The sequence below is a fragment of the Streptomyces sp. NPDC001194 genome, assembly GCF_042896985.1.
Taxonomy (GTDB): domain Bacteria; phylum Actinomycetota; class Actinomycetes; order Streptomycetales; family Streptomycetaceae; genus Streptomyces.
The window spans coordinates 126,791-143,626 of record NZ_JBIAXU010000010.1; the positions used below are offsets into that span (position 1 = coordinate 126,791).

16 protein-coding genes are annotated in these 16,836 nt (G+C 70.2%); 6 read left to right on the top strand and 10 right to left on the bottom strand.

Annotation, left to right across the window (positions count from 1 at the left end):
• Positions 1-227 precede the first annotated feature (227 nt).
• The 6 genes from ACFY1T_RS21340 to ACFY1T_RS21365 form a co-directional block, all read right to left on the bottom strand.
• Positions 228-1,631: an 8-oxoguanine deaminase gene (locus tag ACFY1T_RS21340; protein ID WP_030858192.1), complete on the bottom strand. Its 1,404-nt coding sequence runs from the start codon at positions 1,629-1,631 to the stop codon at positions 228-230.
• A gap of 191 nt (positions 1,632-1,822) precedes the next feature.
• Positions 1,823-2,746, bottom strand: coding sequence for a factor-independent urate hydroxylase (pucL, locus tag ACFY1T_RS21345; protein WP_030858190.1), 924 nt, complete (start codon positions 2,744-2,746; stop codon positions 1,823-1,825).
• Between the two features lies 1 nt (position 2,747).
• A complete protein-coding gene (uraH, locus tag ACFY1T_RS21350) occupies positions 2,748-3,137 on the bottom strand; it encodes a hydroxyisourate hydrolase (protein ID WP_383343698.1) in 390 nt (129 codons plus the stop codon).
• Between the two features lie 2 nt (positions 3,138-3,139).
• On the bottom strand, positions 3,140-3,658 hold the full coding sequence (uraD, locus tag ACFY1T_RS21355) for a 2-oxo-4-hydroxy-4-carboxy-5-ureidoimidazoline decarboxylase (RefSeq protein ID WP_390789515.1): 519 nt from the start codon (positions 3,656-3,658) through the stop codon (positions 3,140-3,142).
• Between the two features lie 153 nt (positions 3,659-3,811).
• Entirely contained in the window at positions 3,812-4,195 is a 384-nt protein-coding gene (locus ACFY1T_RS21360) for a helix-turn-helix domain-containing protein (RefSeq protein ID WP_030858184.1), read from the bottom strand.
• Entirely contained in the window at positions 4,192-4,443 is a 252-nt protein-coding gene (locus tag ACFY1T_RS21365) for a thiamine-binding protein (RefSeq protein WP_390789516.1), read from the bottom strand. The genes ACFY1T_RS21360 and ACFY1T_RS21365 overlap by 4 nt, the downstream gene beginning before the upstream one ends.
• A gap of 126 nt (positions 4,444-4,569) precedes the next feature.
• Between ACFY1T_RS21365 and ACFY1T_RS21370 the strand changes: the two genes are divergently transcribed.
• From ACFY1T_RS21370 to ACFY1T_RS21380, 3 genes are all read left to right on the top strand, one after another.
• Positions 4,570-5,403: a TIM barrel protein gene (locus tag ACFY1T_RS21370; protein ID WP_390789517.1), complete on the top strand. Its 834-nt coding sequence runs from the start codon at positions 4,570-4,572 to the stop codon at positions 5,401-5,403.
• Between the two features lie 75 nt (positions 5,404-5,478).
• Complete coding sequence (locus ACFY1T_RS21375; protein WP_030858178.1) at positions 5,479-6,369, top strand: 2-hydroxy-3-oxopropionate reductase; 891 nt, start codon at positions 5,479-5,481, stop codon at positions 6,367-6,369.
• 207 nt (positions 6,370-6,576) lie between these two features.
• A complete protein-coding gene (locus ACFY1T_RS21380) occupies positions 6,577-8,034 on the top strand; it encodes a catalase (protein ID WP_030858176.1) in 1,458 nt (485 codons plus the stop codon).
• A 384-nt stretch (positions 8,035-8,418) separates the two neighbouring features.
• Here the strand turns inward: ACFY1T_RS21380 and ACFY1T_RS21385 are convergent, their stop codons facing one another.
• Positions 8,419-9,069, bottom strand: a complete 651-nt coding sequence (locus ACFY1T_RS21385; protein WP_390789518.1) for an ATP-binding protein — start codon at positions 9,067-9,069, stop codon at positions 8,419-8,421.
• 30 nt (positions 9,070-9,099) lie between these two features.
• Positions 9,100-10,572: an MFS transporter gene (locus ACFY1T_RS21390; RefSeq protein WP_390789519.1), complete on the bottom strand. Its 1,473-nt coding sequence runs from the start codon at positions 10,570-10,572 to the stop codon at positions 9,100-9,102.
• 104 nt (positions 10,573-10,676) lie between these two features.
• Here ACFY1T_RS21390 and ACFY1T_RS21395 point away from each other — a divergent pair, with 104 nt between their 5' ends.
• Complete coding sequence (locus ACFY1T_RS21395) at positions 10,677-11,408, top strand: TetR/AcrR family transcriptional regulator (RefSeq protein WP_390789520.1); 732 nt, start codon at positions 10,677-10,679, stop codon at positions 11,406-11,408.
• 105 nt (positions 11,409-11,513) lie between these two features.
• On the opposite strand, the gene gcl is transcribed toward ACFY1T_RS21395, so the two are convergent.
• Positions 11,514-13,301, bottom strand: a complete 1,788-nt coding sequence (gene gcl / locus ACFY1T_RS21400) for a glyoxylate carboligase (RefSeq protein ID WP_390789521.1) — start codon at positions 13,299-13,301, stop codon at positions 11,514-11,516.
• 299 nt (positions 13,302-13,600) lie between these two features.
• Between gcl and ACFY1T_RS21405 the strand changes: the two genes are divergently transcribed.
• Both ACFY1T_RS21405 and ACFY1T_RS21410 read left to right on the top strand, forming a co-directional pair.
• On the top strand, positions 13,601-14,368 hold the full coding sequence (locus ACFY1T_RS21405) for a hypothetical protein (RefSeq protein WP_390789522.1): 768 nt from the start codon (positions 13,601-13,603) through the stop codon (positions 14,366-14,368).
• Positions 14,369-14,522: 154 nt separating this feature from the next.
• Positions 14,523-15,014, top strand: a complete 492-nt coding sequence (locus ACFY1T_RS21410; RefSeq protein WP_390789523.1) for a glutathione peroxidase — start codon at positions 14,523-14,525, stop codon at positions 15,012-15,014.
• Between the two features lie 106 nt (positions 15,015-15,120).
• Here the strand turns inward: ACFY1T_RS21410 and ACFY1T_RS21415 are convergent, their stop codons facing one another.
• The gene (locus ACFY1T_RS21415; RefSeq protein WP_390789524.1) at positions 15,121-16,803 is read right to left on the bottom strand and encodes an AMP-binding protein; all 1,683 of its coding nucleotides are present in this window, start codon (positions 16,801-16,803) and stop codon (positions 15,121-15,123) included.
• Positions 16,804-16,836 lie beyond the last annotated feature (33 nt).

Below are 16,836 nucleotides of genomic sequence, written 5' to 3' on the forward strand. Positions count from 1 at the left end.
TGGGGGGTGCTTCTTGCTCGGATTGCGTCTTGCTCGGGTTGCGTCTTGCTCAGGAGGCGCGGAAACGATTCGCCCAAACCGTTCCGGCCAAGCAGTGGCACGAGTCACCGCCCCCGGGAACGCCCTCGGAACAACCTCGGGCGCTTCCCGGGAACAGCTGCCGCGGACCCCGCTCGGGTCCGCGGCGACCGGCCGGGGGCCGTCCCCCCCGGCCGGACTCCGGGGGATCAGCCCTGCGCGGTGATGCGCGCCAGGCGCTGGGCCTCTTCGCGGGTGGACACCGCGATGGCGTCCTCGTCGGCGAAGAGGAGCCGGTTGTTCTCGACGATCTGCTTGCCGTTGACGAACGACGCCGTCACCGGGGCGGCCGCACCGAAGACCAGGGCGGTGACCGGGTCGGCGATCGAGGAGTGCAGGAAGGTGCTGATGTTCCAGAGCACCAGGTCGGCGCACTTGCCGGCTTCCAGCGAACCGATGTTGTCGCTGCGGCCGAGGACCTGCGCACCGCCGTACGTACCGAGGCGCAGGGCCTGGCGGGCGTTGAGCGCGGCCTCGCGGTGGACCGGGTTCAGCCGGTTGATGAGCAGCGCGTTGCGCAGCTCGGTGTGCAGCTCACCGGACTCGTTGGAGGCGGTGCCGTCCACGCCGAGGCCCACCGGTACGCCGGCGGCCAGCATGTCCGGGACGCGGGCGATGCCGGCGGCCAGACGGGCGTTGGAGGACGGGCAGTGCGCGACACCGGTCTTGGTACGGGCGAACGCGGCGATGTCGGAGTCGTTCATGTGGACGCTGTGCGCCATCCACACGTCCTCGCCGAGCCAGCCGGTCGACTCGAAGTAGTCGGTCGGGCCCATGCCGAAGAGCTCGTGGCAGAACTTCTCCTCCTCGACGGTCTCGCTGCCGTGCGTGTGCATGCGCACGCCGAGGCGGCGGGCCAGCTCGGCGCCCTGCTTCAGCAGCTCGGTGGAGACCGAGAAGGGGGAGCAGGGGGCGACGGCGACCTGGGTCATCGCGTCGAAGGAGGCGTCGTGGTACTTCTTCACGGTCGCCTCGGTGTCGGCGAGCGCACCTTCGAGGGTCTCGACGGCGTGGTCCGGCGGCAGGCCGCCGTCCTTCTCGCTGCGGTCCATCGAGCCGCGGGCGAGGGTGAAGCGGACTCCCATCTCGGACGCGGCGCGGATGATCGAGCCGGAGAGGTCGCCGGCGCCCTTCGGGTACACGTAGTGGTGGTCCATCGCGGTGGTGACACCACCGCGGGCCATCGCGGCGAGGGAGCCCTGGGCGGCCGTGTAGGCCATCTGCTCGTCGATGCGCGCCCACGTCGGGTACAGCGCGACGAGCCAGTTGAAGAGGTTGTGGTCGGTGGCCAGGCCACGCGTGATCCACTGGTAGAAGTGGTGGTGCGTATTGACCAGACCGGGAGTCACGAGGTGCCCGGTGCCGTCGATGCGGCGGACGACGTTGTCGAGGTTCTCGGGGGCCTTGCCCGCACCGATGGACTCGATCTTGTTGCCGGCGATGACGATGTGACCCGAGGCGTACTCGGTGTCGTTCGCATCGACGGTTGCGATCGCGCAGTTCTCGATGACGATGCGCTCTACTGCGCCGTCCTGGGCTGCCGATGCTGCCATGGGACTTCCTCGTGCTTTCAGTGGCGGTGCGGGCACGGCAAAACCCAGGGGATTTGAGTGCCGGAGCCGGGGGCCTGACAGCTGACAGTACTGTCGCCCCGTGTGTTGCGTCCGGGTGCCGATTCAGGAAGTGGCGGGCGTGTCGTGCGGTCCCGGGGCCACTGCGGGGCCCCGGGACGCGCGTGCCGCGCTCAGAGGTTGGTCATGTCCACGGGGATGCGGGCGTCAGCGCCGTCCCGAAGGATCGTGGCCTCGATCAGACCGTACGGACGGTCCGCGGCGAAGTAGACCTCGTTGTCGTTCTTGAGGCCGAAGGGCTCCAGGTCGACGAGGAAGTGGTGCTTGTTCGGGAGCGAGAAGCGGACCTCGTCGATCTCCGAACGGTGGTTGATGATGCGCGAACCCATCTGGTACAGGGTCTGCTGCAGCGAGAGGGAGTAGGTCTCCGCGAAGGCCTGGAGCATGTGCTTCTTGGTCTCGGCGTAGGACTTCTCCCAGTTGGGCATCCGCTGCTCGTCGTCGGTCCAGTTGAAGCGCCAGCGACCCGACACCTGGGTGGCCAGGATGCGGTCGTACGCCTCCTGCAGGGTCGTGTACTTGTCCTTCACGTAACCCCAGAACTCGGAGTTCGTGGAGTTCATGACGATCAGGTCCTTGAGGCCGGAGATGACCTCCCAGTTCTGGCCGTCGTACGTGATCTGGGTGACCCGGGTCTCCATGCCCTTGCGGACGAAGGAGTGGTTCACCTCGTCGGAGCCGATGAACTTGGAGTTGGCGTCCGAGGTGGCGATCCGGTCCCAGGCGTACTCCTCGATCCGGATGCGCGCCTTCTGGATCGGCTCCTGGCTGTTCACGAACCAGCGCGCCAGGTGGATGCCGAACTGCTCGGCGGACTCGATGCCGTACTCCTTGGCGAACGCGTACACCGTGTTCTTGGTGGTGTCCGTCGGCAGGACGTTGGCGTTCGAGCCGGAGTAGTGGACGTCGTCCATGTCGCCGGAGAGGGCGACCGAGACGTTCAGGTCCTTGATGTGGTGGGTGTCGCCGTCCCGCGTGATCTTGACGACGCGGTTCTCTGCTTTGCCGTACTGGTTCTGGCCCAGAATCGTGGCCATGCTAGCTCCCTCGGTAAACGGAGTAGCCGAACGGGTTGAGCAGCAGCGGTACGTGGTAGTGCTCGCCCGGGTTCACCGCGAAGGTGATGGTGACCTCGGGGAAGAACGCACCGCTGTCCCTTACGCGGGGGGCGTCCTGCTGCGCCTCGGCTTGCTTCTTCTCGAAGTACGTCTCGGTCTCGAAATCGAGACGTACGTGGGTGGTGCCCTCCGGCAGCGCCGGCAGGTCCTTGCATCGCCCGTCCGCATCGGTGGCGGAGCCGCCCAGGGCCGCCCACTCGCCATCAAGACCCGTACGGGCCGACAGGGAGATGGCGACGCCCTCGGCGGGGCGTCCGATGCTGGTGTCCAGGATGTGCGTGGACACCGAAGCGGTGGTCGCGGTGCTCATGCTCACGCTCCTTCTTCTGCGAGTTCGACGAGGCGGGTCAGTCGGATCCGGTTGATCTTCACCAGCTCGCCGCGGGCGATCTCCCGCTCCTGCTCCGGCGAATTGCCGATCCGGACCTTGACCGCGTCCCGCATGAACTCACCGGTCGCACCGGTGGCGCAGATGAGGAAGACGTGGCCGAACTTCTCCTGGTACGCCAGGTTCAGTTCGAGGAGCTCGTTCTTGAGCTCTTCCGAGGCGCCGGCCATGCCGCGCTGCTCGCGGGCGGAGGTCGGGTCTCCCGGCTTCGGCCGGCCGATCGGCGCGTGGCCTCCCATCGCCTCGGCCAGGTCCTCGGCGGTGAGCTCCGCCATGGCGGACTCGTTGGCCGAAAACAGGGCTTCCGCGCCGGCGAAGGGGCGCTGCGCGAGCAGCTTGGCGCCCCATGCCGAACTGGCGCACACCTCGTGCAGCTCGGCCGCGGCCGCACTGTCGTCCAAGGCGTTGAACCGGGTGAGACCCGGGGTCGGACTCGAAGTCACGGTGGGCCTCCGTGGCCTGTTGTTGCTTGACGGGCTGCGCATAGCTAACGCCCTCGACAACACGGCGTCAACACTTTGTTGAAACTTCCCGTACACAAAAGCCGCCGCCCGGATGAATTGGGCGGCGGCTCGTCACCATGAGTCAGGCGGAATTCACGCTTGGTTGTCCTTGTTCGCGTTTTCCCTGTTCAGGTAGTTGTAGACCGTGAAACGGCTGACGCCCAGGGCGCCCGCGACCGTCTCCACACCGTGCCGTACGGAGAAGGCGCCCCGCGCCTCGAGTATCCGCACCACGTCCTGCTTGGACTTCCGGTCGAGCTGTGACAACGGTACGCCGTGCCGGCGCTCCAGCGCCGCCAGGATCCGCTCCAGCGAGTCGGACAGCTGGGGCAGGCGTACGGCCAGCAGGTCCTGGCCCTCCCAGCTGAGCACGACGTCGTCGGGCTGCGCCAGGGCCGGATCCATCAGCTCGCCGCCCATCGCGTCGACCAGCGGCTTGACCGCGGTGACGAACGGGTGGTCGCGGGGCTCGGTCATGGGGTGTCCTCCCCGATCACGTTGACCTGGAGCGAGACGCGCGTGGCGCCGGACTCCAGCGAGTCGCGCAGCAGCGCGGCCACCGCGGCCAGTACCGCGTCGGCGTCACCCTCGGCGGTATTGCCGAACGGGCCCACGTCGACCGCGTCCAGTCGGGCCTCCTGGATGACCTCGCGAGCGGCCACGGCATGGGCGGGGGCCTCTTCGAGATCGAAGGGCTCGGTCGTGAACTCCACTCTCAATCGCACGCTGGTCAAGCTACCTCCCGGTCAGGATTTTTCGGCAGTCCGGGCTTGACATCCACGCAGAAGCCCATGCAGTCTTCCATCAAGCAGAAACTAACTTCCGCAATACGGAAGGAGCGCACACCCCTCATGGGATACACGGACCAGCGCTTCGATGTGAACCTTTCGATCCTCTTCACGGAACTCCCGCTTCTGGAGCGTCCCGCGGCAGCCGCCGCGGCGGGCTTCACCGCGGTCGAGCTGTGGTGGCCCTGGATCGAGACCCCCACCCCCGCTCAGGCGGAGCTCGACGCCCTCAAGAAGGCTCTTGAGGACGCCGGCACGCAGCTGGTGGGCCTGAACTTCTACGCCGGCCGGCTGCCGGGCCCGGACCGCGGCGCGGTCTCGGTACCCGGTGAGGAGTCGGACCGCTTCAACGCCAACATCAACGTGGCGGCGGACTTCGCCGCCTCGGTGGGCTGCAAGGCGCTGAACGCCCTGTACGGCAACCGCGTCGAGGGTGTGGACCCGGCCGTCCAGGACGAGCTCGCCCTGGAGAACCTGGTCGTGGCGGCCCGGGCCGCCGACCGCGTCGGCGCGATCCTGCTGATCGAGACCCTCAACAAGCCCGAGTCGCCGCTCTACCCGCTGGTGAGCGCCCCGGCCGGCATCGAGGTCGTGGACAAGGTGAACGAGGCCACCGGCCTCGGGAACGCCAAGTTCCTGCTCGACCTGTACCACCTGGCGATGAACGATGAGGACCTCTCCGAGGTCATCGAAAAGTACGCCGCCAAGACCGGCCACGTCCAGATCGCGGACAAGCCGGGACGCGGTGCCCCCGGCACCGGCGAGCTGCCCCTCGCGGAGCTGCTCGACCAGCTGAAGAAGGCCGGATACGAGGGCTACGTAGGCCTCGAGTACAAGGCCGAGGACGCCGCCGCCTCCTTCGCGTGGCTGCCGGCCGAGGCCCGCGCCGCGCAGTAGGCGGACGAAGTCCGGGCGATCAGCCAGGCACCCCTCGCACTTTTCGTACGAAGCATTAAGAGAAGGACCCTCATCATGAGCACGCTCCCCAACATCGCCTGGATCGGCCTCGGCATCATGGGCTCCCCCATGGCCGAGAACCTCCTGAAGGCCGGCTACCCGGTCACCGGCTTCACGCTGGAGCAGGACAAGCTCGACCGTCTGGCCGCCGCCGGCGGCAGCGCCGCCGGCTCGATCGCCGACGCCGTCAAGGACGCCGACGTCATCATCACGATGGTGCCCGCCTCCCCGCAGGTCGAGGCCATCTCGTACGGCGAGAACGGCATCCTGGAGAACGCGAAGTCCGGCGCGCTGATCATCGACATGTCGTCGATCACCCCGCAGACCTCGATCGACCTCGCCAAGAACGCCGCCGAGAAGGGCATCCGCGTCATCGACGCCCCGGTGTCCGGCGGCGAGGCCGGCGCCATCGAGGCCGTCCTGTCGATCATGGTGGGTGGCGAGAAGGCCGACTTCGACGCGGCCCTGCCGATCCTCGAGGCCCTCGGCAAGACCATCGTGCTCTGCGGTCCGCACGGCTCCGGCCAGACGGTGAAGGCCGCCAACCAGCTCATCGTCGCCGTCAACATCCAGGCGTGCGCCGAGGCCGTGGTCTTCCTGGAGAAGTCCGGCGTGGACCTGAACGCCGCCCTGGACGTCCTCAACGGCGGTCTGGCCGGCTCCACGGTCCTGACCCGCAAGAAGGACAACTTCCTGAACCGCGACTTCAAGCCCGGCTTCCGGATCGACCTGCACCACAAGGACATGGGCATCGTCACCGACGCCGCCCGCAACGTCGGTGCGGCCCTCCCCGTCGGCGCGGTCGTCGCCCAGCTGGTCGCCTCGCTGCGCGCCCAGGGTGACGGCGGCCTGGACCACTCCGCCCTGCTCCGTGCGGTCGAGCGCCTCTCCGGCGCCCAGATCTGAGCACCTCCCCTTTCACAGGGGCCCTGAGTTTCCGGATGGTGCCGGTGCTGACACCTGTCCTGTCGCGCCCAAGCGCCGGCACCGTCCGGATTTCCTCTCTCCATCTTTGTTCAACAAACTGTTGACGCTGCGTTCGGCCTGAAATTAGGCTGTTCCGCATGACGGAAGACGCTTTCCGTCAGCAGGTTTCCCGTACGGAAGGTCACCATGTCGAAGCGCACGCTGACGACCGAGTCCGGCGCCCCGGTCGCCGACAACCAGAACTCCGCCACCGCCGGCGTCGGTGGCCCGCTCCTGATCCAGGACCAGCAGCTCCTTGAGAAGCTGGCCCGCTTCAACCGGGAGCGCATACCGGAGCGTGTGGTGCACGCCCGCGGCTCGGCCGCGTACGGCTACTTCGAGGTGACCGACGACGTCACCGGTTACACCAGCGCCGCGTTCCTGAACACGGTGGGCAAGAAGACCGAGACCTTCCTGCGCTTCTCGACCGTCGCCGACTCGCTCGGCGGCGCGGACGCGGTCCGCGACCCGCGCGGCTTCGCGCTGAAGTTCTACACCGAAGAGGGCAACTACGACCTCGTCGGCAACAACACCCCGGTGTTCTTCATCAAGGACCCGATCAAGTTCCCCGACTTCATCCACTCCCAGAAGCGCGACCCCTTCACGGGCAAGCAGGAGCCGGACAACGTCTGGGACTTCTGGGCGCACGCCCCCGAGGCGACGCACCAGATCACCTGGCTCATGGGTGACCGCGGCATCCCGGCCTCGTACCGTCACATGAACGGCTACGGTTCGCACACCTACCAGTGGACGAACGCGCAGGGCGAGGCCTTCTTCGTCAAGTACCACTTCAAGACGAACCAGGGCATCCGCTGCCTGTCGGGCGACCAGGCCGCCGAGCTCGTCGGCAAGGACGCCAACTCGCACCAGACCGACCTGCTCCAGGCGATCGAGCGCGGCGTGAACCCGAGCTGGACCCTCTACGTCCAGATCATGCCGGCCGCCGAGGCCGCGGACTACCGCTTCAACCCGTTCGACCTCACCAAGGTGTGGCCGCACAGCGACTACCCGCTGCAGCGCGTGGGCCGTCTGGTCCTCGACCGCAACCCGGACAACGTCTTCGCCGAGGTCGAGCAGTCCGCCTTCTCCCCGAACAACTTCGTCCCGGGCATCACCGCCTCGCCGGACAAGATGCTTCAGGGGCGTCTGTTCGCGTACGCCGACGCCCAGCGCTACCGCCTCGGTGTGAACCACACCGTGCTTCCGGTCAACGCCCCGAAGGCGACCAAGGCCGACAACTACGGCCGCGACGGTGTCATGGCGCTGCGCAACGGCTCGCGCCACGACAAGAACTACGAGCCCAACTCGTACCAGGGCCCTGCCGAGACCGGTCTCGCGCTCGGCGCCCCGAAGGCCGTCTCCGGCTACACGGGCACCCACGAGGCCCCGGCCCACACCAAGGACGACGACTTCTTCCAGGCCGGTGAGCTCTACCGCCTGATGTCGGAGGCCGAGAAGCAGCGCCTGGTGGCGAACATCGCCGGCGGTCTGTCCCAGGTCACCCTGGAGGACGTCATCGACAAGAACCTGGCTCACTTCCACGCCGCCGACGCCGACTACGGCAAGCGCGTCGAGGAGGCCGTCCGCGCCCTGCGCGACGCCTGAGCCTGAAAGCTGCACCGGGGACCTGGCGGGAGGTCAGGTCCCGGGTGCCGAGCCCGAACCGCGGACCCGGATGAGGGGTGGTACGCGGTAAGGGCCGGACGAGGGCCGCGACGGGCGTGTGAGCCAGTGCGGTGGTAATGGGTGCCGAGGCCCGTCTCTTGACCTGAGGGAGACGACGCCGGAGCTCTCGTCACCGCCCGTCGCGGTCCCAGCCACACTTCACACCTCCCTCCTCCTGTACAGGGGGCCACGCACAGAGCCCCCTTCACATGAGCCTCCACACTCCGCCCGGCGGCGCGAACGTCCTGTCGCGCCAGCCTCGCACCGTCGGGCGGTCACACTCAAAGCGCCGAGTCACGGACGGTCCCGTGACTCGGCGCTTTGTCATGCACGGCGGTCGTCGACCTCCACGGACAGGTACGGCCACACGCGGGTGAGAGCGGCCAGTTCACCGCGCGACGGCCCGCCGCCGGTCGCGGGCGCCGCCGCCAGGCAGTCGGCGGGGCTGAAGTGGACCGTCGTCCCCGTCGTGCCGTCGCCGTCGACCGGCGTCAGGTCGGTGACGGGCACGCCGTGCTCGTAGTGCTGCACCCAGGACCCGCCCGCGCGGCGGTTGGTGTGGACGAGCCGTTCGCTCAGCGCCGCCACGACGGACATGCCGCGCCGCGGGTGGCCGTCGGGCAGGACCTGTGCCCCGGGGTGGTCGAAGAACCGGAGGTCCTTCGTCGCCATGACCGGCTTCCTCACCGGCCGGCCCCGCCCGTCGAGTCGGGTGTCGGTACCCCGGCCCTCGTCCGCCACGGACACCGACCCGTCGGCGTGCAGCGTGACGGTGCACCGCCCTCCACCCGAGCACTCTGCCTCGTCCGCCGCGTACGCGACGACTTCGAGCAGCAGGTGGAGAACGCCGCCCGGAGCGAACACGGCCGGGTCCCGGCGGATGCGGGCGAGGTGCTCGGCGTCCACGGAGCGCGCCCAGTCGTGCGTCGTGTTGCGCCAGGAGGCCGGTGATCCGTCCGACGGTGATCTGTCCATCGGAGCAGTATGCCCACGCGCTGCGCCGCGTCAGGCCCGGGCCTGCCGGGGAAGGCGGGCGGACAGGGCCAGGGCCGCCGCCAGCAGGGCCGCCGTCACCAGGGCCGTCGCGGAGAAGGCCGCCGCGGGGGTGCGGCCGTGGTCCGTGAAGGCCGACCAGAGCGTGACCAGCAGGGCCACCCCGACCGCGTTGGCCAGTTGCTGCACGGCGTTGAGCACACCGGACGCGGAGCCCACCTCCGGTTCGGACACGCCCGCCAGGATCACGTCGAACAGCGGCGGGATCACCAGGCCCATGCCGAGCCCGGTGACGAAGGTGCCCGGCACCAGCCGCCAGCCGTCGCCCGCTCCGCCGGCCGTGGCGGCGAGCACGAGCAGCCCCACCGCGGTCAGGACGATTCCGCACTGGATCACGCCCCGGCCGCGCCTGCGGGCCAGCGCCCCCGCCGGGCCCGCGGCGACCGCGATGCCCAGCGCCATCGGGGCGATCGCGTACCCCGCGCCCTGCGGCGAGAGGCCGAGGGGGCCCTGGAGGAACAGGGACAGCACCATCGTCAGGCCGGTGAACGAGGCGAAGAAGGCGACCGCGACGAGGATGCCCGCGGTGTAGCCCCGGTTGGCGAGCAGGCTCGGGGTCATGAGCGGCGAGGGCCGCCGGTGCTGGAGGCGTACGAAGAGCAGGAAGCCGAGGGGGCCGGCCGCCAGCAGGGCGAACCCCCAGGCCGGCCAGCCCAGTTCCGGACCCTCGACCAGCGGGTACACCAGCGCCCCGGAAGCCGCCCCGGTCAGCAGCACGCTCGGTACGTCGATCCGCAGGCCCGCGTCGGGCACGCCGCGCGGGATCCACCGGAGCGCGCCGGCCAGCGCCGCCAGGCCCAGCGGCAGGTTCACCAGGAACACCGTCCGCCAGCCGGTGCCGAAGAGGTCGGTGCCCGCAAGGAGCCCGCCCACCACCGGACCACCGACGGCGGCCAGGCCCATCACCGGGCCGAACAGGCCGAAGGCCTTGCCCAGTTCCGCCTCGGGGAAGGTCTCCTTGATGATCCCGAAGCCCTGCGGCAGCAGCAGCGCACCGCAAGCGCCCTGGAGCGCCCGGGCCGCGATCAGCGCCCCCGGCCCCGGGGCGAGCGCGCAGAGCGCGGAGGCCAGGGTGAACCCGGCAGCGCCGATCAGGAAGAGCGGGCGCCGCCCGTACCGGTCCCCCAGCCGCCCGGCGGTGATCAGCAGGACGGCGAACGGCAGGGTGTACGCGGCTCCGAGCCACTGGGCGGTCGCCCGGCCCCCGCCGAGGCCGGCGGCGATGGCGGGGGCGGCGACCCCGGTGACGGTGGCGTCGAGGAGGTCCATGACCTCGGCGACGAGGACGACGGCCAGCACCGCCCAGCGCCGCGGATGCGGAGCGGGATCCGGATGCGGATCCGGGTGCGGATGAGGATGCGGAGCGGGATCCGGATGCGGGTGCGGATGCGGGTGCGGATCCGGGTTGAGGCGTGGTCGTGCCATGGACGGGCTTCCCCCTTGCGGACGGCCGGACATTGACGAACAGTGTTCGTTCCGAACAACGTTCGCCACGAACACCGTTCGCTGTCAAGTGCTAGCCTGTCGCCATGGATTCGCCGGCCCGCCGCAAGAGCACCCGCACCCGCCCCGCCAAACCCCCGCTCAGCGAACGGGCCGTCGTCGACGCCGGCCTGCGCGTGCTGCGCCGCGAGGGGCTGGACTCCGTGACCATGCGGAAGGTGGCCGCCGAGCTGGACACCGGGCCCGCCTCGCTCTACGTCTACGTCGCCCAACGCGAGGAGCTGCTGCGCCTGATGCTCGACGCCGTGATCGCGACGGTGCCGCTCCCGGCGCTCCCCGCCCCTTCCCACGGGGACTGGCGCGAGCGGCTGGCCGGGCTGATCACCGAGGTGGTCCACGCCCTCAACGCACACCCCGGCATCGGCCGGGTCTCGCTCGGCTCCATCCCGACCGGCCCGGCCTGGCTGGACCTCTTCGACCGCATCCTCGGACTCCTGCTGGCCGGCGGGGTCGACCGCCAACGCGCCGCGTGGGGCTGCGATCTGATCGCCCTGCACATCGGGGCCGTCACCTACGAGGTCGGCGTCGCACAGCCGGCGTACGGCGCGGGCGCAGGCGGCCCCGGTGGCCCCGACGCCCTCCAGGGCGCCCTGGAGAGCCGCCACGCCCAGGCCTCCATCGAGGAGCGGCTCGCCGCGCTGGATCCCGGCCGCCACCCGCATCTGGCCGCGAGCGCCGTCGAGTTGGCGGCCGGCCCCGCCGCGGCCCGGCTCGCCCTCGGCATCGAGGTGCTGATCGGCGGCCTGGCCCCTTCGTAGGGCAACGGCGCGGGACAACGCGGAGCGGCCCCCGCGCCTCCTCACGGAGGCACGGGGGCCGCTCGTACGAACTGCGTGCTTCGAACCGCGGACTGCGGACCGCCGTCAGACGGACAGCGGGCGGATCGCGGTCGGGGCGTGACCCGGCTCGGTCGCGAGCTCCTCGAACTCGGTGACGTCGCTCATGTCGACCGTCTTGCTCATCGCGATGTTGGTGACGCGCTCCAGGATGGCCTCGACGACGACCGGGACCTGGAACTCCTGGGCCAGCTTCTTGGCCTCCTCGAAGGCCTCGCCCAGCTTGTCCGGGTCGGTGACGCGGATGGCCTTGACGCCCAGGCCCTCGGCGACCTTGACGTGGTCGACGCCGTAGACGCCCAGTTCGGGGGTGTTGATGTTCTCAAACTCGAGGTTGACCTCGAAGTTGATGCCGAGGCCGCCCTGCGCCTGGCGGATCAGGCCCAGGTAGGCGTTGTTCACGAGGACGTGGACGTACGGGACCTTGTGCTGGGCGGCGACCGCCAGCTCCTCGATCATGAACTGGAAGTCGTAGTCGCCGGAGAGCGCGACGATCGGGGTCTGCGGGTCCGCGGTGGCGGCACCGATCGCGGCCGGGATGGTCCAGCCGAGCGGACCGGCCTGGCCGCAGTTGATCCAGTGGCGCGGGCGGTAGACGTGCAGGAACTGCGCGGCCGCGATCTGGGAGAGGCCGATGGTGGTGACGTAGCGGGTCTCCGGGCCGAAGGCCTTGTTCATCTCCTCGTAGACGCGCTGCGGCTTCAGGGGGATGTTGTCGAAGTGCGTGCGGCGCTGCAGGGTGCCCTTGCGCTCCTGGGCGGAGGCGGCCCAGGCGGAGAAGTCCGGCAGCTTGCCCTCGGCCTTGAGCTCCTTGGCGACCTCGATGAAGAGTTCCAGCGCGGCCTTGGCGTCCGAGGCGATGCCGAAGTCCGGGGCGAAGATCTTGCCGAGCTGGGTCGGCTCGATGTCGACGTGGACGAACTTGCGGCCCTTGGTGTAGGCGTCCAGGTTGTAACCGGTGTGGCGGTTGGCCCAGCGGTTGCCGATGCCGAAGACGAAGTCCGACTCCAGGAAGGTCGCGTTGCCGTAGCGGTGCGCGGTCTGGACGCCGACCATGCCGGCGGCCAGCTCGTGGTCGTCCGGGATGGTGCCCCAGCCCATGAGGGTGGAGATGACCGGGACGCCGGTCAGCTCGGCGAACTCGACCAGCAGGTCGGTCGCGTCGGCGTTGATGATGCCGCCACCGGCGACGATCAGCGGGCGCTCGGACTCCAGCAGGAACTGCAGGGCCTTGACGGCCTGGGCGCGGGACGCCTGCGGCTTGTAGACCGGCAGGGGCTGGTAGGTCTCCGGGTCGAACTCGATCTCGGTCAGCTGGACGTCGATCGGGAGGTCGATGAGGACCGGGCCCGGACGGCCGGAGCGCATCAGGTGGAAGGCCTGCTGGAACACGCCGGGGACCTGCGCGGCCTCCAGGACCGTGGTCGCGGCCTTGGTGACCGGCTTGGCGATCGAGGCGATGTCGACGGCCTGGAAGTCCTCCTTGTGGAGCTTCGAGACCGGGGCCTGACCGGTGATGCACAGGATCGGGATCGAGTCGGCGATGGCCGAGTACAGCCCCGTGATCATGTCGGTGCCGGCCGGACCCGAAGTGCCGATGCAGACGCCGATGTTGCCCGCCTTGGCCCGGGTGTACCCCTCGGCCATGTGCGAGGCGCCCTCGACGTGGCGGGCCAGCGTGTGACTGATGCCGCCCACGTTCTTGAGCTCGCGGTAGAACGGGTTGATCGCAGCACCAGGGACACCGAACGCTTGTTCGACACCCTCGAGCTTGAGGATCTCCACTGCAGCGGCGGCGGCTGTCATACGAGGCATCGAGTTCTCCTGCGGGTCGGGCGGTCAGGCGGCCAGGCGGTCGAGCTCTTCCGGATTCCGGCGCGTTTCCGTAATGCGGAAGTTTTGTTCTGCTATACGGAACAAGCTAAGCGGCGAGTCACGGCGCGTCAAGCAGCTTCAGAACCCCGGAACACACCAAAAGCCGCGTGTCGTGCGAGCGACTTGTACGAACGACCGGGACGCGGCCGAAAATCAGCGGAAAATCGGGGGCACCCCCGCCCCCTCGGTGGCCGGTGGTGGAGCATGGGTCCACGCAGAGCGACGGAGGGACGGCAGTCATGGCGGATGCGGTACCGGTGCGCTGTCCGGCGTGCCTGCGCGAGAACGACTACGCCGCCCCGGTCTTCCCGTGCGCGTGCGGGAGTCCCGTCGTGCCGCCGCTGGACCTGGCCGCGGCGCCCCTGCCACTGACGCACCGCACCTGGTCGGACACGTGGGTGGCGGTGCGCTGCGCGGCCTGCGGGCTGGTGGGCGAGTGGCCGCGTCCGGAGCTGGGGTGCACCTCGTGCGGGACGGTGGTGCGGATCGCGGTGCGTCCGGTGGGGTCCGGGTCCGCCGCGGGTGACGGCGTACGGGACGGGCTGCGTCCGCGTCCGGACGCAAGGGAAGACGTACGGGAAGACGTACGGGAAGCCCTGCGGGAAGACGCAGCCGCGCCGCGGCCCGCGTTCCGGCCCGTGACCATCCGTACCGCCCGGGACGCGGTGACCACGGCCGCGCTGTACCTGCGGTGGCTCGGCTTCCAGGACGTCCGCCGGCCCGACGGGCAGACCGTCCCCTCGGCGGCCGTGGACCTGCGGGCCCCCGGGCTGGTGGCGCAGGTGGACCCGACCACCGCGCCGACCGGGCTGCGGGCCGTGGAATGCGTCTGGCTGAACGGGCTGACCGCCTCCGCCACCAGCGTCTGCTTCTCCCTGGCCGGATACACGCAGGACGCCCGCTCCCGCGCGGACGACCTGGGGATACCGCTGTTCGTCATGGACCTCACGGGCGTGCCGCAGCCGGTCAACGACCCGGCCGACGCCCTGGTGCTCACGGGGGCCTAGGGAGTGTCGTCAAAGTCGCGTCGGCCGCCCGCAAGGGCGGGGCCGGCGGGGTCTGCGCGGGCCCGGTCGACCGGGTCCGTACGTCCGTGGGGCAGCACGTAGGCTCGGAGCACATGGCGGAACACGCATCCGTATCTGTGCCGAGGAGAGCCCGATGAGCCTGTACGACATCCCGCTGACCACCCTGTCCGACGAGCCCACCAGCCTGGCGGCCCACAAGGGCAAGGCGATCCTGCTGGTGAACACCGCCTCGCAGTGCGGTCTCACCCCGCAGTACTCGGGACTGGCCCGGCTGCAGTTCGCGTACGAGCAGAAGGGCTTCACCGTCATCGGCGTGCCCTGCAACCAGTTCGGCGGGCAGGAGCCCGGCACCGCCGACGACATCGCGACCTTCTGCGCGGCCGGGTTCGGCGTGACCTTCCCGATGCTGGAGAAGACCGAGGTCAACGGCGAGAACCGGCACCCGCTGTACTCGGAGCTGGTGAAGACCCCGTACGCCGACGGCGAGGCGGCCGAGGACATCCAGTGGAACTTCGAGAAGTTCCTGATCTCCCCCGCCGGCGAGGTCGTCGTCCGCTTCCGGCCGACCGTCGAGCCCGAGGCCCCCGAGGTCATCGCGGCGATCGAGGCGCAGCTATCGGCCTAGCCGTCGGCGCGGCGCGGACCGTACGGGGGCGGGCCGGCCGTGCGGCCGGCCCGCCCCCGCGCCGTACCGGTACGCGGTACCCGCTACCGGTGCCGGTACGGGCTGCTCAGCCGAGCTCGGCCTCGTCGTACTCCGCCCCCGAGCCGGCCGCGGTGAGCTCCCGCAGCTCCACCCGGCGGATCTTGCCGGACACGGTCTTCGGGAGCTCCGCGAACTCGATGCGGCGGATCCGCTTGTACGGGGAGAGCACGGCGCGGGAGTGCGCGAAGAGCGCCCGGGCGGTCTCCGGCCCGGGCTCCCAGCCTGCGGCGAGCGCGATGTACGCCTTCGGCACGGCGAGGCGCAGCGGGTCGGGTGCCGGGACGACGGCGGCCTCGGCGACGGCCTCGTGTTCCAGCAGCGCGCTCTCCAGCTCGAACGGGCTGATCTTGTAGTCCGAGGCCTTGAAGACGTCGTCCGAGCGCCCGACGTAGGTGAGGTACCCCGCCTCGTCGCGCGAGGCGATGTCCCCGGTGCGGTAGAGCCCGTCGGCCATGGCCTCGGCGGTGCGCTCGGGGTCGTCCCGGTAGCCGGTCATCACCCCGGCGGGCCGGGTGCGCAGGTCCACGCAGAGCTCGCCCTCGTCGGCGGACTCCTTGCCGGTGACGGGGTCGAGCAACACGATCTCGTACCCGGGCGCGGGGCGCCCCATCGAGCCGGGCTTGACCGGGACGCCGGGGAAGTTGCCGACCTGGAGCGTGGTCTCGGTCTGGCCGAACCCGTCGCGGATGGTGAGGCCCCAGGCCTCGCGGACCTTCTCGATGACCTCGGGGTTGAGCGGCTCGCCCGCGGCGACGGCCTCGCGCGGAGGCGTCCGGAGCCGGGTGAGGTCGGACTGGATCAGCATCCGCCAGACGGTGGGCGGGGCGCAGAAGGTGGTCACGCCGTGCCGGTCCATCTCCGCCATCAGGCGCTCGGCGTCGAAGCGCGCGTAGTTGTGGACGAAGACGGTGGCGCCGGCGTTCCAGGGGGCGAAGAGGTTGGACCAGGCGTGCTTGGCCCAGCCGGGCGAGGCGATGTTGAGGTGCACGTCGCCGGGGCGCAGCCCGAGCCAGTACATGGTGGAGAGGTGGCCGATGGGGTACGAGGCGTGCGTGTGCTCGACGAGCTTGGGGCGGGCGGTGGTGCCGGAGGTGAAGTACAGCATCAGCGGGTCGGTGGCCAGGGTCTCGCCGTCCGGGCTGAAGTGGCCGTCGGCCGCGTACATGTCCTCCAGCCGCCGCCATCCGGTGGGCACGTCCGCGCCGGCGGCGATGCGGGTGTAGGTGCCGGGGACCTCGTCGAACTTGCCGGTGTCCTCGGCGCGCACGATGACGTGGCGCACGTTGCCGCGCCCGATGCGGTCGCGCAGGTCCGCCGCGCCGAGGAGGGGCGTGGCGGGGATGACGACGGCCCGCAGTTTCATCGCGCCGAGCATGACCTCCCACAGCTCCCGCTGGTTGCCGAGCATGACGAGGAGCCGGTCGCCGGCCGCGACGCCCTGGTCGCGCAGCCAGTTGGCGGCGGAGGCCGACCGCAGGGACAGCTCCCCGAAGGAGACGGACCGGCTGGTGCCGTCCTCCTCGACGATGCGCAGGGCGTCCGCGCCGTTGCCCTCGGCGATGTGGTCGAACCAGTCCAGGGCCCAGTTGAAGCGCTCGGGGCGGGGCCAGGTGAATCCGGCGTGGGCGGCCTCGTAGTCCCCGCGGCGTTCGAGCAGGAAGTCGCGTGCGGCCAGGAACTCGGCGGTGGCGCCGGTGTTGTGCGTCATGGAAGGCATCGTGCCGTGCCGCCCGTACGCCCC

What these genes read in the sequence shown, in the direction of transcription:
- ACFY1T_RS21370 (WP_390789517.1), top strand. Translation starts at nt 4,570, where the DNA reads ATGGGATACACGGACCAGCGCTTCGATGTGAACCTTTCGATCCTCTTC.
- ACFY1T_RS21380 (WP_030858176.1), top strand. Translation starts at nt 6,577, where the DNA reads ATGTCGAAGCGCACGCTGACGACCGAGTCCGGCGCCCCGGTCGCCGAC.
- ACFY1T_RS21410 (WP_390789523.1), top strand. Translation starts at nt 14,523, where the DNA reads ATGAGCCTGTACGACATCCCGCTGACCACCCTGTCCGACGAGCCCACC.
- pucL (WP_030858190.1), bottom strand. Translation starts at nt 2,746, where the DNA reads ATGGCCACGATTCTGGGCCAGAACCAGTACGGCAAAGCAGAGAACCGC.
- ACFY1T_RS21385 (WP_390789518.1), bottom strand. Translation starts at nt 9,069, where the DNA reads ATGGACAGATCACCGTCGGACGGATCACCGGCCTCCTGGCGCAACACG.
- ACFY1T_RS21390 (WP_390789519.1), bottom strand. Translation starts at nt 10,572, where the DNA reads ATGGCACGACCACGCCTCAACCCGGATCCGCACCCGCATCCGCACCCG.
- ACFY1T_RS21395 (WP_390789520.1), top strand. Translation starts at nt 10,677, where the DNA reads ATGGATTCGCCGGCCCGCCGCAAGAGCACCCGCACCCGCCCCGCCAAA.
- ACFY1T_RS21340 (WP_030858192.1), bottom strand. Translation starts at nt 1,631, where the DNA reads ATGGCAGCATCGGCAGCCCAGGACGGCGCAGTAGAGCGCATCGTCATC.
- ACFY1T_RS21360 (WP_030858184.1), bottom strand. Translation starts at nt 4,195, where the DNA reads ATGACCGAGCCCCGCGACCACCCGTTCGTCACCGCGGTCAAGCCGCTG.
- ACFY1T_RS21415 (WP_390789524.1), bottom strand. Translation starts at nt 16,803, where the DNA reads ATGACGCACAACACCGGCGCCACCGCCGAGTTCCTGGCCGCACGCGAC.
- ACFY1T_RS21405 (WP_390789522.1), top strand. Translation starts at nt 13,601, where the DNA reads ATGGCGGATGCGGTACCGGTGCGCTGTCCGGCGTGCCTGCGCGAGAAC.
- uraH (WP_383343698.1), bottom strand. Translation starts at nt 3,137, where the DNA reads ATGAGCACCGCGACCACCGCTTCGGTGTCCACGCACATCCTGGACACC.
- ACFY1T_RS21375 (WP_030858178.1), top strand. Translation starts at nt 5,479, where the DNA reads ATGAGCACGCTCCCCAACATCGCCTGGATCGGCCTCGGCATCATGGGC.
- gcl (WP_390789521.1), bottom strand. Translation starts at nt 13,301, where the DNA reads ATGCCTCGTATGACAGCCGCCGCCGCTGCAGTGGAGATCCTCAAGCTC.